The sequence below is a fragment of the Marinobacter sp. genome (genome assembly GCF_965229985.1).
GTDB lineage: Bacteria > Pseudomonadota > Gammaproteobacteria > Pseudomonadales > Oleiphilaceae > Marinobacter.
On record NZ_OZ245935.1, the window covers coordinates 136,952 to 153,949 of the forward strand.

At 56.0% G+C, this 16,998-nt stretch carries 14 protein-coding genes; 6 read left to right on the forward strand and 8 right to left on the reverse strand.

Going from position 1 to position 16,998, the window contains the following annotated elements; all coding sequences use genetic code 11:
- Positions 1 to 25 precede the first annotated feature (25 nt).
- The 4 genes from ACO06L_RS00620 to ACO06L_RS00635 all read right to left on the reverse strand — a co-directional run bounded on the left by ACO06L_RS00620 (position 26) and on the right by ACO06L_RS00635 (position 7,286).
- A complete protein-coding gene (locus tag ACO06L_RS00620) occupies positions 26 to 2,593 on the reverse strand; it encodes a CHASE2 domain-containing protein (protein ID WP_202347403.1) in 2,568 nt (855 codons plus the stop codon).
- A 33-nt stretch (positions 2,594 to 2,626) separates the two neighbouring features.
- Entirely contained in the window at positions 2,627 to 4,264 is a 1,638-nt protein-coding gene (locus ACO06L_RS00625) for a FecR family protein (RefSeq protein ID WP_202347404.1), read from the reverse strand.
- Entirely contained in the window at positions 4,257 to 4,991 is a 735-nt protein-coding gene (locus ACO06L_RS00630) for a response regulator transcription factor (protein WP_202347405.1), read from the reverse strand. The genes ACO06L_RS00625 and ACO06L_RS00630 overlap by 8 nt, the downstream gene beginning before the upstream one ends.
- A gap of 111 nt (positions 4,992 to 5,102) precedes the next feature.
- The gene (locus ACO06L_RS00635) at positions 5,103 to 7,286 is read right to left on the reverse strand and encodes a DNA topoisomerase 3 (RefSeq protein ID WP_202347406.1); all 2,184 of its coding nucleotides are present in this window, start codon (positions 7,284 to 7,286) and stop codon (positions 5,103 to 5,105) included.
- A gap of 275 nt (positions 7,287 to 7,561) precedes the next feature.
- On the opposite strand from ACO06L_RS00635, the gene ACO06L_RS00640 reads away from it, so the two are divergent.
- Positions 7,562 to 7,915, forward strand: a complete 354-nt coding sequence (locus tag ACO06L_RS00640) for a BolA family protein (protein WP_202347407.1) — start codon at positions 7,562 to 7,564, stop codon at positions 7,913 to 7,915.
- Positions 7,915 to 8,538: an L-threonylcarbamoyladenylate synthase gene (locus ACO06L_RS00645; protein ID WP_104323115.1), complete on the forward strand. Its 624-nt coding sequence runs from the start codon at positions 7,915 to 7,917 to the stop codon at positions 8,536 to 8,538. The genes ACO06L_RS00640 and ACO06L_RS00645 overlap by 1 nt, the downstream gene beginning before the upstream one ends.
- 21 nt (positions 8,539 to 8,559) lie before the next feature.
- Here the strand turns inward: ACO06L_RS00645 and ACO06L_RS00650 are convergent, their stop codons facing one another.
- Complete coding sequence (locus ACO06L_RS00650; RefSeq protein ID WP_202347408.1) at positions 8,560 to 9,225, reverse strand: hypothetical protein; 666 nt, start codon at positions 9,223 to 9,225, stop codon at positions 8,560 to 8,562.
- A gap of 285 nt (positions 9,226 to 9,510) precedes the next feature.
- Here ACO06L_RS00650 and ACO06L_RS00655 point away from each other — a divergent pair, with 285 nt between their 5' ends.
- Entirely contained in the window at positions 9,511 to 11,145 is a 1,635-nt protein-coding gene (locus ACO06L_RS00655; protein WP_202347409.1) for a methyl-accepting chemotaxis protein, read from the forward strand.
- Here the strand turns inward: ACO06L_RS00655 and ACO06L_RS00660 are convergent.
- The 3 genes from ACO06L_RS00660 to ACO06L_RS00670 all read right to left on the reverse strand — a co-directional run bounded on the left by ACO06L_RS00660 (position 11,114) and on the right by ACO06L_RS00670 (position 13,150).
- Positions 11,114 to 11,761 carry an MBL fold metallo-hydrolase gene (locus ACO06L_RS00660; protein WP_320407637.1) on the reverse strand — a complete coding sequence of 216 codons (648 nt, stop codon included), beginning with the start codon at positions 11,759 to 11,761 and terminating at the stop codon, positions 11,114 to 11,116. The genes ACO06L_RS00655 and ACO06L_RS00660 overlap by 32 nt on opposite strands.
- A gap of 36 nt (positions 11,762 to 11,797) precedes the next feature.
- Positions 11,798 to 12,376 carry a Tll0287-like domain-containing protein gene (locus tag ACO06L_RS00665; protein ID WP_082905110.1) on the reverse strand — a complete coding sequence of 193 codons (579 nt, stop codon included), beginning with the start codon at positions 12,374 to 12,376 and terminating at the stop codon, positions 11,798 to 11,800.
- A 99-nt stretch (positions 12,377 to 12,475) separates the two neighbouring features.
- Positions 12,476 to 13,150 carry a hypothetical protein gene (locus tag ACO06L_RS00670; RefSeq protein WP_202347410.1) on the reverse strand — a complete coding sequence of 225 codons (675 nt, stop codon included), beginning with the start codon at positions 13,148 to 13,150 and terminating at the stop codon, positions 12,476 to 12,478.
- A 291-nt stretch (positions 13,151 to 13,441) separates the two neighbouring features.
- Between ACO06L_RS00670 and ACO06L_RS00675 the strand changes: the two genes are divergently transcribed.
- The 3 genes from ACO06L_RS00675 to rnhA all read left to right on the forward strand — a co-directional run bounded on the left by ACO06L_RS00675 (position 13,442) and on the right by rnhA (position 16,406).
- Positions 13,442 to 14,323, forward strand: coding sequence for a DUF2971 domain-containing protein (locus tag ACO06L_RS00675; protein ID WP_202347411.1), 882 nt, complete (start codon positions 13,442 to 13,444; stop codon positions 14,321 to 14,323).
- 927 nt (positions 14,324 to 15,250) lie between these two features.
- Positions 15,251 to 15,808 (forward strand): recombinase family protein, encoded by a 558-nt coding sequence (locus tag ACO06L_RS00680; RefSeq protein ID WP_202347412.1) that lies wholly within the window; start codon positions 15,251 to 15,253, stop codon positions 15,806 to 15,808.
- Between the two features lie 109 nt (positions 15,809 to 15,917).
- Entirely contained in the window at positions 15,918 to 16,406 is a 489-nt protein-coding gene (gene rnhA / locus ACO06L_RS00685; RefSeq protein WP_202347413.1) for a ribonuclease HI, read from the forward strand.
- Positions 16,407 to 16,998: the final 592 nt, after the last annotated feature.

Here is a 16,998-nt window from a genome sequence, read left to right on the forward strand (position 1 = left end):
AATCCCCGGCCTGAAGTCTGAAGTCTCAGGCCAGAGGATCTGCAATCGGAAGTTTGAGAGTGAAAGCAGAGCCTTCTCCCGGTGTTGACGACACCGAAATCTCTCCCCTGTGTTTTTCCACAACAGTCTTCACGAAGGATAGTCCGAGCCCGGTGCCGTGCACTCCGGCCAGTTCAGTGCTCTTCTGGCGTCGGTAGCGGTCAAATAGATGCGGCAGTTCTTCCGGATCGATTCCTGTGCCTTCATCGGCGATCGTCAAACAGGCCTGATGGCCAGCGCGGAATACCTGAATGCTAACGTCTGATCCACTCGGGCTGTATTGAACAGCATTGGTCAGCAGGTTAATAACGGCCCGCTCCAGAAGCTCCGCATTGCCTTTCAGCCAAAGGTCCTCGGTGCCCTGTAACTGTAGTTGTATTTGTTTCTCGATGGCTTGCTCACTGACACTGTCCCGGGCGTTTTCGACAATGGCAAGAAATTCACATTCATAGAACCGGGTTTCCGTTAGCTGTTCGGCTCGTGCCAGCTGCACGAATTCCTCGGCCAAGTGGTAGCTTCTCCGGGCCAGTCGGCCCAGCTGTTCCAGTTGTTCCTGTTCAATGTGGCTTGGGTCCCGTTTCAACTGTTCAATCAGGGCAAGCTGGGACACCAGTGGCGAACGCACGTCGTGGGAAATAAAGTCGATGGCTTCGCGATGCTGGCGTTGCTGCTCCCGCAATTCTGAAATGTCCGAAATGTTGGCGATGATGCCTTGCTGGTCACTGTCGGGCAGTGAGAACGGCGCGAAGTGGATCAGGAAATCCTTGTCACGGATTCTCAGGTCCACGGTCCGGCTCTGCTGCAGGGTCAAGGTATCGGAAACAGTTTCGTGCCAGGGCGGCGTTTCCCGAGGGTCGTGTCCTTCGAGCAGTCTTACCAGGGGCAGGCCTGCGAGGCTGGGCATGGGTTCACGGAACCATTCCTCAATATGGCCGTTGGCAAAGCGGATAACGCCCAGCTCATCGGTCACGATGATACCGTCTGGCATGCGCTCGAAGCTTCTGCGAATAAACTGTTGCATATGATTCAGTCGATCTGTGGCAATGCGGACCCGCTCAATTCGTGCTGAAATATTTTCGCTGGGTCTTGCGGCTGAATCCGCTGGTACAGTCTGCTCTAGATGAAGTCTGCGCAAATAGCGCTGAATGGCCTCGCGACCGAGGTCATTGGGCAGCATCAGGCCCAGGTGATAGCGGGTGCCGGAGCGCAAGAGCTGAATCCAGCTGCGGTTGCTGTCGTGGAACCAGTGGCCTGGGGTCAGATCAGCCGGAATATCGCCCCGCGACAAACCTCGGGCCGAAAGAATCTCGCTCTCCTCTGTCAAAATCCACCCAGTGGGTCGGAAAAGCGCCTGGAAGTGCTCCAGAAGTTGCGTTGGGTTCCTTCCCGAGGGCGCGGGTAGGGCAACCTGGGGGCTCCTGGCAAGATCGTCCAGCTGCCGGTTCAGAAATCGGTTGGTCATGGCGAGTCGAAGGCCGCTCGAAACCGGAAATGCCAGGAGCGGCACCAGCAAAGCGTTCGCCAGGGGGATCCACCATTTCATCGCCAGAAGCATAAACAGATAGAGGCCGGCCAGCCCGATCAGGGCCGCTGCACAGGCCAGCAGGGTGCGGGCCGGGCGCATCTTAGGCAGCGCCAGCGCGAGTGTCAGAATGGTTGTAATCGAAAGAAGGGCAGAAGCCCACTCCGGCGCTGGGTGAATCAGTAGCCCCTGTGTCCTGGCCGAAAACACGTTGGCGTGAAATTCAACGCCGGACATTGGACGACTCAGGCCTGAGAAAGGAGTCGGTAGTATGTCTCCAAAACCTGCGGCCGTGGCGCCGACAAAGACGGTTTTACCCCTGAAACGTTCCGGTGCGGGCGGTTGTGTCAGAACTTGTGCAAAGGGGTAAGCCTGCAGGGAACCCGCGCCACCGATCAGAGGCACGGCCCGATATTGATCGCGAACATTCACATAGGGAAGGGCTTCTTCAGTCGCTGAATTCTGTGGCCCGAGCCCGCTGGCGGCCAGGGCAAGACTCGGCCACAACTGATGCCCGAGGCCATTGAACAGGTAAAGACCACGAGCGACACCGTCGCTATCCAGTTCCACGTGAGCGTGGCCAAGCCCCGCGGCCGCTGACGCCAGCTGTCCAACCGGCAATTGTTCACTTAACAGGTACTGGGATGTGGGTGGAGACAGGTAGACCGGCAGGATTACGTTGCCATGGTTGCGCATCTGTTCTGCCAGTTGCTGATCGTCGGGTGACGGTTCCGCGAACAGGATATCGAAGACAATGGCTTTCGCGCCTGCCTGCTCAAGCTTGCCAATAAGCTCGGCGTGCAGGTTACGAGGCCACGGCCAGCGCCCCAGGCGGTTCAGGCTGAGCTCGTCAATGGTTACCAGCACAACCTCGTCTGAGGCTTTCACGGGATTTGAAGTAATGGCCTGATCGTACAGCCAGTAATCAAGGCGTTGGGGCAGTTCCGTTGTCTGGATGAGCAGAAGAAGTGCCAGCAGTATCAGGCCCAGAGTCCAGGGGGTCGTTTTAATTGGCAGCCAATCCCGGTTCATGAGCCCTGCTGTGTGTTTCGGTCGATCAACGGATTATTCCAGGTACAATTCCCTCCCTGGTCCCCAGCGGCTTTGCAAAGGACCATCAGAAAGAGCTTTCAGGCGCACAAAATACCGCCTTCCGGGAATAAGACGCAAGGCCGCTGTGGTATCAGACAGCGTTGCTTCCTTGATGATGTTGTTGAAACCAGGCTCTTCCGAAAGCTGAAGGCGGTAGTCTGTCGCCGTGTCCACTTTCTCCCAGAACACCCTGACCTGGCTGTCGATGTAGTTCACGCTAATGATTCGAACCGGCGGCAGGCTTCCATTTACTACAAGCTCTCGCGGCTCGGTGGTAGCGACGGAGTTGCCGCCTGCTTCGGTAACGACCCGCCAATAATATTTGCCAGGCCCTAACGGACGTGAAGGCAGGGCTGCAGTCTCCGGCGCCCATTCGCTGGTAGCGATCAGGTTCCGGAAATCCTTGTCCTCGGCAACTTCTACTCGAGCTACTTCGTTATCGCCGTTCAGCTGCCAGCGAAACTCAGGCATGTCATCGTTCACCGTGTCACCATCGGCGGGAGATACCAGGCTGGCTGTTCTCGCCTGAAGGTCGACCTCCACCGGAACGACACGGGGCATGCCTGCGGTACCGCGAGTGTCGAGCGCCGCCAGATGCACCTCATAGCTGCCGTTATCCAGTCGCCCGATATCAAAGCTGTTGCCGGTGAGTTTCCGGCTCTCCACCCAGCGACCGGTGTCGCTTTCGAAAATATCCACCCGATGCATGGGGGCACGGCTTTCCTGCCAGGTCATGGTGGCCGGCAGTTGGGTCAGTCTCGGGGGAAGAGGGTTGAGCGCCGGCGCCGGGGGCAGGCGGCGTATGCTCAGGCCGTCATTGCCAGTGGTTGACAGGCTGGCACCGAAACCGGCAGGAATTCGGCGGGTCTTGCCGGGTGCACCGAAATCTACGTCTCCCTCGGTTACCTGAAGGCGAGTGCCGTCCGCGGATGTCTGGAGTGCAAATGCGGTTCCACGCACGGCGGCGACTGCCGAGGGCGTTTCAATCTCGAATCGGGCGCCGCCTTCCATCACTGGTTTCACACGAGTGTGGATCTCGCCCCTGTCGAGTCGGAGCCGGGTATCCACCATGCCGGCTTTACCATATTGGGTGAGGCGGTTGAAGATAAGCCGTGAATTCGGAGAAATCCGAACTTCCGAGCCGTCCGCCAGTTCAATAGTGGCGGTTCCGGACGCCGATAAAATTTCATCACCGACGCGGATCAGGGCATCTTCACTGAGGGGCGTTTTCCGGCCCGTGTTTCCGGAAATCAGTTGGACGGTTCCGGTGACCGAGGTCGCCTGCGCCGGTTGTGGTTGGCGTTTCAGCCAGGCAAGTGGAATGCGAACGCTGTCGCCGGCACCAAGCGTGGCACCATTGCCAATCTTGTTGTACTGAAGCAGCCGACTTGCGGGAAAGTTCGGCGCGAGCAGATCGCTGGCCACTTCCGAAAAACTCTCGCCAGGCCGTAACGTGTAGATCCACTCCGGCACTGTGTTGGCGGAAGATACGTCGGAATGTCCGGCAGATCCACGCGTCACCGATAGCTCCGCAGCCGTGGGTGCTGCGCAAAGAAGTAGCGCGAGTATCAGCAGCAGGAGAGGCAAGCACGGAGCGGGGCTTTCAGTCATTGGCTGCCCTGGCGGGTTGCTGGTCTTCAAACGTCTGATCCTGCGCCTTCATGGCTTCCAGGCGGTAGCCCCGCTGGTAAATCGTCTTGATTCGGAAGCCGTTTTCAGGATTGAGACCCAGACGACGGCGAAGGCGGCTCATGTGCGTATCCACAGTGCGGGTGTTAATGTCCCTGGCCAGCCCCCAGACGCGCTCAAGCAGCATTTCACGAGTCAGTAGTCGCCCCTGGTTCTGGAACAGGAACAAGGTCAGGTCAAAATCCTTGTCGGTCAGGGTCAGTTCTTCACCATGAAGTGCAATAACCCGTTGCTGCGTGTTGATTTCGAACGGACCGTAGCGAAGCACTTCCTTCTCGCTGTCAGGATTGGAGCGTCTTGCCAGGGCATTGATGCGCGCGACCAATTCTGCCGCACGGGCCGGCTTGGCCAGGTAGTCGTCGGCGCCGGCATCCAAGGCCCGAACAATGTCTGCCTCGCTGTCCCGTTGGGTGAGAAACACCACTGGAATCGGCCAGTTCAGCTGGGCGCGAACGCTCTGAAGAACGTCAATGCCGGTCATGTCCGGAATCTGCCAGTCCAGAATCAGCAGGTCGTAGCTGCGATGCAGAACCGCGCTCAGGAAATTTTGGCCGGTAGGGAAGCTGTCGCAGTGATGCCCGCGCTCAGACAGAATCGACTGGATGTGCTGTGCCTGTTCGGTTTCATCTTCAAGCAAAGCAATACGCATTTAGCCTCTCCCGGAGTGTTGCTCTCTTGCCTGTCATGGAGCAGAGCTTTTGACGGACTACTCTGCTATATCAAACAATTATCACAAAATGTGGATCTGGGTTCAGTATCGTTATGTAGACTTGCGTAAACGGACGGCAGGCTTTCCGTTGTCGTCGTCCAGTGTTTGTCGGCAGCCGGGGAAATTACTGCAGCCCCAGAACCAGCCTTTTTTACCTTTTCGCCGCACCAGGGGCGAGAAACAGTGGGGGCAGGGAATCGGCTTCTGGCTGGTCCCGTCCTGGGGGCTGGCCTCTTCCAGTGGTCGGGTGCCCCGGCAATCCGGGTAGCGGGTGCAGGCATAGAATCGGCCGAACTTGCCGTCTCGCTCCAGCATCGGGGCACGACATTTGGGGCAGTGGGGCTGGGACTCTGGTGAAGCTCTACCGGTCTGTTCGGTGTCCTGGGCCGGCCGGCCCTGTGGCCTGTTGAGAAAGCCGCGAATTTCCTCTTTCAGGGTTTCCAGGAACTGTCTCGGGTCACCTTCTCCGCGGCGGATGCTCTCCAGGTTTGCTTCCCATACAGCCGTTCGATCCGGTTTGCTGACCGATTCGGGCAGAGCGCCGATCAATGCCTTGGCTTTGTCGGTGGCGCGGATGTGTCGGCTGTCGCGGTACAGATAATCCCGTTTGAACAGGGTGTCGATGATGGCCGCGCGGGTCGCCTCGGTGCCCAGGCCATCGGTTTCCCGCAGGGTTTTTCTGAGTTCTGTATCGGTTACAAATCGGGCGATGTTGGTCATCGCCGAGAGCAGGGTTGCATCGGTGAAATGCTGGGGCGGCTGGGTTTTCCGCTCGGTAAGGTTGCTATCCTCGCAGAATACCGGTTCGCCTTTTTCCAATCTCGGCAGGGGTGTCTTGTCCGGTTCGTTGCGTCCTTCCCGGAGTTTAAGTTCCAGCGTTTTCCAACCAGGCACCAGGATGGCAGTTTCTGTGGCGCGGAACTGGTGCTCTGACACTCGTACCGTCAGTTTGCCTTCCCGGTGAACGGCATCTGGCGCGAACTGCATCAGGTAGTAGCGGCTTATCAGGCCGTAGATCTTTTGTTCCGCTGCGCTGAGTTTGCCGTTGGGTGTTGGGCGGCTGGTTGGGATAATGGCATGGTGAGCGTCGACCTGTTTGTCGTTCCACGCGGCAGTCCTGCGGTCCAGATCTGCGCCATTACAAGCTTCTCCAAGCTCTGGTGCAACCCGGGCAATGGCCTTTATCACCTGCTCCCGCTGAGGGTAATGGCCCTCCGGTAAGTATCGGCAGTCGGATCGCGGGTAGGTAATAAGCTGGTGGCGCTCGTACAGGTTCTGGGCGGTATCCAATACCTCTTTAGCGCCCATCCGGAAAAGCCTGCCAGCCTCGATCTGCAGGGCCGAGAGAGAAAACGGCAACGGTGGAGCTTCCGACCGATCCCGAAAACGGGATTCCGTGATAGTCCCGGGTCGGCTCCGGACGCTGTCGGCAATCTGTTCAGCGATTTCCCGATTCAGCAGGCGATTTTCTTCATCCAGATAATCCTGGAATTGCTCGTTGGGCAGCCAGCGGGCGGTGAAGGTTCGCTGGTCGGCTTCCTCCTCCTGAGCCTTGAATCGGGCTTCAATCCGGTAATAGGGCTTGGGCTGGAAGTGTTCAATGGTGTTGTCACGCTCAACCACAAGGCCGAGTACCGGCGTTTGGACCCGGCCAACCGAATAGACGCCTTGCTCCCCTTGCTGCTGGTAGCTGAGCGTATAGAAGCGGGTCAGGTTGATGCCATACAGCCAGTCCGCCCGTTGCCGGGCCAGTGCTGAATGGGAAAGCCGCCGGAATTCCCGGTTGTCTTTGGGGCTCTGGATCGCCCGAGCCACGGCCGCCGGTGTCAGATCGTTGATCAGAATACGCTGCACCGGGGCGCTGGCGCCGAAATAGCGGATAACCTCGTCTACCAGCAACTGGCCTTCGCGGTCCGGGTCGCCGGCATGAATAATGGTCTGGGCCTGGCGGATCAGGGATTCCAGCACCTTGAGCTGCTGCCGCACGCTGTCCTTGGGCATGACTTCCCATTTATCGGGAAACATGGGCAGGTCTTCCTGGCGCCATTTTTTCCACGCCGGGTTATAACGTGCGGGCTCTGCCGGTTCGAGAAGGTGGCCGATGCACCAGCTTACGGTGGCAGCATTTTCGCCATTGCCACAGCGTATCCAGCCCTGGCCTTTCTGGTGAGGGCCGGGGAGGGCGGCGGCGATGGCGCGGCCGAGGCTTGGTTTTTCGGCGATGTACAGGTGCATGGGGTTTGGGTGTTTTGGAATCGGGAGGGGAATGTGGCGCTTTGGCTTTATGCTGTCAAGGTTCGGGTGGTGCCTGGTATGTGTAGTAGACTGGTCGGTGTGGAGGAGGCGTCTGTGGCGATGGCTTTCCCAAAAGACGCCGTGAACCCTTCCATGGGGGCTTGGCGTTGCCATCCCTGGCAACGCACACTTTTGGGAAAGCCATCGCCACACCCGCTTCTGACAACGTGCTATTCGCCTCTCCAGTTCAAACGCGGAGGCAGGAGTATTGAAACATGAAAATCCAGAATGCAATTGAAACCAAATTGAACGACGCCTTCGATGCGCGTGTTCTTCAGGTGGAGAACGAGAGCCACAAGCACAGTGTGCCGCCGAACTCTGAAACCCATTTCAAGGTGACTCTGGTGTCGCCGGAGTTTGAGGGGCAGATGAGGGTGCGGCGGCATCAGGCGATTTACAAAGTGCTTGCCGAGGAGCTGGCGGGTCCGGTTCATGCGCTGGCGTTGCATCTATACTCACCGGAAGAGTGGGAGGCGACCGGTCAGGCGGCGCCGGAGTCTCCGAATTGTATGGGCGGGTCCAAGAAGGATCCGGCGATGGCGGCGCGGACCGCTCAGGGAGAGGATTAATGAGTCAGTTTTTCCAGATTCATCCGGAGACGCCGCAGAAGCGTCTGATCAATCAGGCGGTAGACATTCTTCGCCGTGGTGGGGTGATTGTTTACCCCACGGATTCCGCCTATGCCATTGGTTGTCACCTGGGTGACAAGCAGGCGGCGGATCGGATCAAGCGGATTCGCAGGCTGGATGACAAGCATAATTTTACGCTGGTGTGCCGGGACCTTTCGGACATCGGGGTCTATGCGAAGGTGGACAATACCCAGTACCGGTTGCTGAAGAATTTCACTCCCGGCCCCTACACCTTCATTCTGGATGCCACCAGTGAAGTGCCCCGGCGACTGCTTCATCCGAAGCGGCGTTCAGTGGGCGTTCGCGTGCCGGATAACGCGATTGTGCAGGAACTGTTGGGTGAACTTGGTGAGCCAATCATGAGCAGTACCCTGATTCTGCCGGGCGAGACGGATCCCATGACTGATCCCTACGAAATTCGGGATACTCTGGAACATGAGTTGGATTTGATTATTGATGGAGGATTCTGCGGCATGGAGGCGACCACGGTGGTGGACTTTACCGGGGATGCGCCGGTGGTTACCCGGGTTGGTAAGGGAGATCCGGCGCCATTCGATGTTTGATCGCCGTTATTTCTCCTGCTGTCAGGCACGGGCGTTCAGGTTGAAAGCGTACGCCCGGCTATTCCCCGCTGCTTCCATTTGCTCGGCATTGACCGAGCGCCGCATGGTGTCGTAACGGTGTACCAGGTCCTGCAGACCATTGAATTGCTGGTTTTCGCTGATCAGAGTGTCCAGTAGGGGGTTGTTCACCCCGTAGGCCTGGTTCAGCTTGAGCGCATTATCCATAAAGTGCAGCGTTGGCTCGTTAACGCTCAGGCGATTGAAGGCTTCCTTGAAGTTCTTGTTCACGTTCAGGTCTTTCTCAATCTGCGCACGTGTGTTGTCCGAGATTTTCCCTTCGACCGCAACGCTGCCGTTTTCATTTTTGCTGACGTTCAATGCGGTTGCCGGGTGCAGGTTGTATTCGGCAAGTTTGTGCCGCAGTGTTTCCCGAACGAAGGCAAGATCCTGCCTCACAGTCTGCTTGTAGTCTGTCATGGCCAGTCGGCGAGCTTTCAGGCGGGCGATGTCAGACTGGCTGTTTTCCGAAGGGGTGAAGCGGTCATCGCCAGGTGTCGCCTCGGTCTCTACAGTGTTCGTCTGGATTTTGCCAGGAGCGCCGTCCGGCCCTGCAGGCGGGGTCTGGCGCTTTTCCATGGCCTGCTGGAACTGGGTGCTCGCCCGGATCAGAGAGGTCAGTAGGGACATGGATAGTTTTCCTCCTTCGGCCAACCGGTGTGGCTTCCGAACAATCTGCGATTGGAATAGCGGATACTTACCACCTTGCGTTGCAGCTTTCAGGCCAACTTCAACGAGTCTTTATCATACAGCTCCCTTTCCTTTCTTTGGGCGTGAGAGACCTTTCCCGGATCTGATCTAAGTCAGGAAATAATTGACGCAAATCTATAAAGTTTGGCGACACTTAGCCGTCATTATGAATTGTCAAAACAATCTTCAAGCCGCCAGAAGAGCGGCCTTCTGCGTCGGGTTACCATGAAAAAACACTACTCCATCCGCTTCCTGTTGCTTGCTGCCCTGGCGGCTGCCTTCTCCCTGGTGCTCGTGTTTACTGTGCTCTACAGCGCAGACTCGCAGCGTGATCATCTCGAAGAGTTCAGCCACAAATACGTGGACGGGCTGGCTAAATCCTATTTCGATGGGCTGAACACCATGATGGTCACCGGCACCATCGGCAACCGGGATGTGCTCCGGCAAAAGGTGATGGCCTCTGAGGATGTGCTGGATGTCCGGGTGATTCGCAGTGACCATCTGAACCGCACCTTCGGGGCCGGCAATGCATCGGAGCAGAAAAGAGAGCCGCTGGATGAGAAAGCGCTGGCGGGTGAGCGGGTGGAATCCTACTCCAGTAATGAGGAAGGTCGAGTCTACACCCTGATTGAGCCAGTGATCGCCATGGAAAACTACCAGGGCGTGAATTGTCTTGGCTGCCACCAGGCCAGTGAGGGCGATGTTCTTGGTGCCATACGGGTGGATTATTCGCTTGCGGAAAGTGATGCCCGTTTGCAGCAACAGTTGCTGACCAGTGGCGGCATTCAGGTGGCTATCTTTGCTGCGGTGTTTTTTCTGACTGCGGCCGCTTTGACCCGCCTGGTGTTTTCTCGCCTACGACGACTCCACGACCGTATGGACGAGATTTCCAGCAATTCTGACCTGACCATTGAGCTTGAGGTCACCCGCAACGACGAAATCGGTTCCGTCTCCCGGGCATTCAACCGGATGATGGCGAAGATCCGCGACAGTATGAATACTGTTATGGACAATGCCGAACAGGTTGAGCAGGCGGCCAGAAGCATTGCAGGCAAAGCTGACACCACAGAGCGGGAAGTGCTTGCCCAGCGTGACAATACCGATCAGGTGGCCAGCGCCACCACCGAGATGGCTGCTTCTGCAGTTCAGGTCCGGGAAAACGCCATTCACACCACTCGCAAATCCGCAGATACGGCGGAATCTGCCAGCAAAGGGGAAAGCCTTGCCCGCAATGCGGTTGAAGGCATCGAGGCATTGAACAGCGAAGTTCAGAGTGGCGCACAGCGCATTGAACAACTGGATCAACGCACCGGCCAGATGTCTGACATGCTGGAGGTCATCTCCAATATTGCCGACCAGACCAACCTGTTGGCCCTCAATGCCGCCATTGAGGCGGCGCGGGCCGGAGAGCAGGGCCGCGGTTTTTCGGTGGTGGCAGATGAGGTACGGGCACTTGCCTCGCGAACCCAGGATTCCACAGAAGAAATCCGCAAAACCATCAATGGATTGAAAAGCGAGGTTGTCGATTGTGTGGCCACCATGCGCCACGCGTCGGAGATGGCAGAACAGCAGGTTTCAGCGATTCTGACCGTGGAGTCGGAATTGCAGGCCATAGCCGCCGCCGTGCGCGAGATTACCGATCTCAATCAGGAAATGGAGAGTGCCGCCAACGAGCAGAGCGATGTCTCCGAATCCATCAATCACAACGTGATTGAAATCAGTCGTTCAGCGGAGCAGACATCCGGGGATGCCAAGGAAACAGCCCGAATCGCAGGAGACTTGCTGGCCATGGCAGAGTCCCTGAGAAAGACCATTGAACAGTTCCGGCTCAACCCCGGTGGTCGGACACAAAAGGATTAGTGGCACGTTCCTGGCCAAAGGTGGACATCGGTCCGTGTCCCGGAATGAAGGCAACTTCGTCTCCCAGCGGGAACAGCTTTTCGCGGATGGAGTGAATTAATGTCGCGTGGTCGCCCTTTGGAAAATCCGTGCGCCCAATCGAACCGTGGAAAAGCACGTCACCCACCAGCGCTAGGCCTGATTCCTTGTGATAGAAAATTACATGGCCAGGTGTGTGGCCGGGGCAGTGAAGGACCTTCAGGGTCTGGTTGCCCACAGTGACCTGCTGCCCATCTTCCAGCCAGCGATCCGGGGTGAAGACTTCCGGCGCAGGAAACCCGAACATCTGGGCTTGCTGGGGCAGGCCGATGATCCAGAAATTGTCTTCCTTCTGCGGCCCCTCAATGGGAATACCCAGCTCTTTGGAAAGCTCCGCAGTTCCGCCGGCATGGTCAATGTGGGCATGGGTAAGCAGAATTTTTTCGACCGTCACACCTTCCTCATCCACAGCGGCGCGAATCTTCTCCAGATCCCCGCCCGGATCGACTACGGCTGCCCGGCGCGTCTTTTCGCACCAGATCAGTGAGCAGTTCTGCTGGAAAGGCGTGACCGGAATGATTCTGTAGTTCAGTGACATACCTGTTCTCAATCGCTGAAGAAATGGCTAGAGCCGTCAGTTTACTGGAACTTCCCGCGTAACAACGAACGCGCCCCGCAAATCGCCCTCGGAGAAGCCGGTCGCCTTGTCTTCAGGATAGAGTTCAGCCAGTTTTGCCTTCACCTCCGGGGCAATGGACTTACCGTGACAGCCAAGGCAAAGCTTCTGTGTCGGGATGGCGCTCATATATTGGAACGCCGGCTGTCCGGACGCTTCCGAGACCTGCCAGACCTCTACTGGTTTTCCGTTCTTGACCGGTTGTTTGTCCATGGCCCGCAGCTGGATCTCCTGCCAGTCGGTGGGGGTGTTTTCCGGGTTTCGGACTTTGAGACTGGTTCGGGTGATGGTCCACGCGCCCTTGCTGTTACTCTCGGCAATTTCCGGCGCCACGGTTTTGCAAACGCCAATACCGTTGGTAAGGCCACCTTCCTTGATTGCCGCCTGAAGCGCCTGCTTCAGGGAGCCACCATAGGCTTTCACCAGTGACCGTGCTTCGGTCACCAGTGCCTCCGGGTCTTCCGTCTGTGGTTGAGCCAGCAGTGGCATGGAAAGGACGGAGCATAAAAGGGCAGTTGTCATGATCGGCTTGGACATTGGGCGCCTCCCGGGCTCTTTTGGGTTTGGAATAAGTATATAACAAAGATGCCAAACTCAATTTGAGCTAGGGCAGGTCCGTGCAGCCGTTATCAGGAATCACCAGGCCAGCCAGATGACATGACGGGCGCCTTTGCCGGGGCGCAGGGCCCTTACGGTGATTGGCTCAACGGAAAAGCCCGCGCGTCTAAGCCTCTCGGTAAACGCGTGCTCAGGACCGGCTGACCAATAGGCGAGAATGCCGTCGGGGCGGAGGGACTTCTGGGCTGCCGCAATGCCGTCCGGGCTGTAGATCCAGTTGTTTTCTTTGCGGGTCAGGCCTTCGGGGCCGTTATCCACATCCAGCAGAATGGCATCCCACTCACCGTTCCCGTTTCTGAGCAATTCGGCCACATCCCCAATATGTACCCGGGCTCGTGGATCTTGCAAAGGGTTGCCTGCGGCAGAGCCCAGAGGGCCCCGATTCCAGGCTTCCACCTCGGGAACCAGTTCGGCCACTGTGACCTGCGCATCGTCTCCAAGAGCGGCCAACGCTGCCGCCAATGTGAAGCCCATGCCCAGCCCGCCGATAAGTACTCGGGGGGCGGGCTGATCGGCAATTCGTTCGCATGCCAGCGTGGCAAGAGCATCCTCCGAGCCGTGGATCCGGCTGTTCATCAATTCTCCGGTGGTGCCGGCGATCTTGATGGAAAATTCATCATTGCGTTGTAACAGGCGTAACTGGGTTCCCTTGCCGGGGATCGTTGCGGTGCCGATTTCAGTGAAGCGTGCCATTCAGGAGTCCAGATCTCAGGAGGGAGTGCAGTTTAGCGTGCTTTAATCTGGGTGAACATGAGAGGCGGAGGGTAGTTGAAGCTGGGGATGGTACCCCCGGCAGGATTGGTTACCTTCGGAGAGGTCCATAAACAATTGAATTCTATGGCTCAAACTGCGGCTCTGACGCAAGAGTAACACAGCTTGTTACACAGAGTGTACACTTGGCGGGAATGTACGAGCGTGAGATTGGGAACATTGGGCGCGTGCTCAATCATCGTTTATCTGGAGTTCAGAGATAGTGGAGGACGGGTGCCTGATTTAATCAAGGTGTTCAAGTTCAGGGAGGGAAACGTCAGAGACCTCGATGCTTTTTTCAACAACTACCTTTGGTTCTCGCCATTGGGAGCATTGAACGACCCCTACGAGGGCTTTGCACACTTTTCTTCTGAAGGCGTAACCAATGATCTGAGGGTCAAGTTTCTCAAAAAGGTATACGCCACTGAGTCGAAAGAAAGAAACCCGGAGAAGGTTGTACATGACCTTTACATGGAACATCTGAAGAATGGAGAGAATGAATTTGCTGACTATGTGGATGGTCAGGCAATAGAGTACCTTCGGGATTTTCACGAGGCTCAGAGAGAAGAGATCGCTGTGTACTCTCTGTCGGTATCGCGTGGAGACGATGAGAAGTTGCCCTCTCCATTGAACAACATGCAAATGTGGGCGCATTACGCAGGGGGCTTCAAGGGTTTTTGCATCGAGTTCGACTACGCAAAGCTCCTGGAATCCCTGAAAGAAAAGAACAAAGGCAGGATAGCAACATCACAGATACATTACGCGGATGATCAACGACTTCCTATAGTTTCTGTAAAGCAGCTTATGGAGAGCTACCTCAGCGACGAACATACCGCGTCGTCCATTGAGATTCTCAAAGCGTTCGCAACCAAGCAGAATAGTTGGGCATATGAAAACGAAGTCCGAGTGCTGGGGGATGTTCATGGAAAAATGTTCTTCGATCCGTCTTGCATTCGTGCCATCTATGTTGCCTCGCCAATGCCGGAGTGGTCGAAGACTTTTCTGTGTGCTGCCGCATCGTCAAAGGGCTCTCAAATCAAGGTTTATGTCGTGGAGCTTCATCCTGAGTTTTACAAATTTGGTATTCGGGAGATATTTCAGACTGATGACGATTAGGAGTGTTTCTGAAGGTCGCACCCATAGGCACCATGAAGACCAAGCTGATGATGTTGCGCCGCATTCGCACTGACATTACCGAAAGGTTTTCATAGAAAAAATTTGAGTGGGTAAGTAGATAAACTCGAAGCTTGAATTCCCCCCCATACCCCCTCTTATTTAGGGGCAGGGGAGGCAAAGGGGGCATCCCTTATAGCAACATCACGTGGGCTTCGTACTCTGCAACTTGTTTTATTTCCGGTTGCTCAGCATTTGGCCCGCCTGGAGTGATCGGCAAGATCAGCACCAAGTACAGCATCAGGGTTCTGAGCGTTCGCCCACTCACCCAGATTGATATTCCGTCTCTAGGAGGGGTAATATCAGGTTGTCGTCGCTCGAGATGTCGAGTTTGACGGTGGAGTAGTGGCATATGGGTTCTCCTCTAAAGTACCTGTTGCCATGCTTCAATGGACACATTGCGACTGGCGTCGGCCAAACTTCAGTCGCAGGCCTGCCCGGGGGAGACCTCGGGTCAGGCGTGTCCATTACCTAACCCTTCAGCATTTGTTTCCTACTGTATTTTCTGCTCAAGTCCTTATGTGCCGCTGATGTACAAACCTTAATGTAACCGCCTGTAAATGGACAGTGGGTGAGTGGTTAAGGTTCATTAAATTATGTTAGGTGGGTGTGTTGGTTGTGTAGTATCCCACTGTTGTTAGTGTAGAAATTGAACTTACCCACAGAAGTGGGGATCGCACGACATTTAGTGAACTGTTGAGATCGAGCCGCCCTGCATGTCCAGTTGGGTAAGCATTCCTGACACACTCCCGACCATGTCTTCACCCCTTGTTTCTTCGTGTCCAACAACCTCAGTCATAAATTTGTTGACATGATGTAACGGTGGGCCTTAGAGTTTTCTGGACACTACGTCTCACTGAGGATTCCCACTTGAACGGACATCATGTTGCCTACATCCGGGTCAGCTCTGTTGACCAGAATACCGACCGCCAGCTTGCAGACGCTGGTATCGAGTTTGATATGACCTTCACCGATAGGGTCAGCGGTAAGGACAGGAACAGGCCTGAGCTTCAAGCATGTCTGAAGCACATACGAAGCGGTGACCACCTGCACGTCCACAGCATCGACAGGCTCGCCAGAAACATGGTTGACCTGCTGGAACTTGTTGAAGAGGTCACAGAGCGCGGTGTGACCATTGAGTTTCACAAGGAGAAGCTGGTGTTCACTGGTGAAGAGAATCCGTTTCAACGGCTGCAGCTTCAGATGATGGGGGCCTTCGCAGAGTTTGAACGGGCAATGATCAATGAGCGTCAACGGGAAGGGATTGCTGCTGCGAGGAAGAAGGGTAAGCAAATCGGAGCGAAGCCCAAGTTGACCTCGGAGCAGGTCGCTGAGATTCGCGCCAGGGTTGCAGCCGGAGAGCAGAAGAAGGCTCTGGCACTGGAGTTTCGCGTCAGCCGTCAGACCCTTTACACAGCTCTGGCTTGATACGTACTACTACCTACCTGACCTCCTGCCCAGTCTTTTTGTCGGACCTACGGATGAGGAGCCATATCGGCTTCTCCCGAAATCGACAGAAACTCAGGAGGTCATCACTATGACAACTAACACATCCACTATCACCATCCACACTGACGGAGCCTGTAAGGGCAATCCAGGGCCTGGTTCATGGGCGGTCATCATCGAGGACGAGCGTCAACGACTGTTCCTGGCTGATCGAGTGCCCCACACCACAAACCAAAAAATGGAACTCACAGCCGCCATCAAGGCGTTGCAGACTTTGAGCAAACATGCAGGCAGGCCCATACGAGTCGTAACAGACAGCCAGTTGCTCGTGAACGGCATGGTCAAATGGCTGAAGGGCTGGAAGGCCGACGGTTGGCGAAGGTCAAACGGTAAGCCCGTCGAGAACCCAGACCTCTGGCGGGAACTGGATGTCCTGAACCAGGGGCACACAATCTCTTGGGAGTGGGTCAAGGGGCACAACGGCCATCAGGGCAACGAGGAAGCCGATGCTCTTGCAAACCGAGCGTTGGTTGAAGGGTATATCTGCGAGAGGGAATTTCTTGACGCTGAGGCCGCCTGAGGTGACCTGTAATGGCATCATCTTGTCGGGGTAATACGACAGTAGCTCTAAGCCTTTGGGGTCTTTCCTAGGCCTTTTAAATCAGCAGGGTATAAGTACTTCGACCTCGGAATTATGAAGACAATCTTAGCCCTCACACCCTGAACTATCAGGCTATCTCCTGCAGTATCAACGACGACAGTAAAGCTGAATTGCTTCTGCTGAGGTTGGGGGTGCTGCAGGGATAGGCTCCATGACCCCAGGTGTTGTGGTCCGATCTGAGTTGATCAAAATATCTACAGTAAATCGTGACCAATATCATCTCTGTGGCCCTTGTCTCCCATCGCTCAGAATAAAGTCGGACCTATGGATAGACCCAGAGACCATAACTATGGGTCATTTGCGATAGCGTTGTCTGACCTCCTTCTGTCACAGGGGGTGAATAAAGTCGGACCAAAGGATAGAGACACCTGAAGTTTGACCGACAGTCATGCTGAAGACCCATATTCAGTTCATCTGAATGACCATTGCTACTGGGGGGAGCATTGGTTCTTGGGGGGGTAGGGGGGGCAACTTAAAGTTTTAACTATTGGTTCCACTACTACTGGTTCTG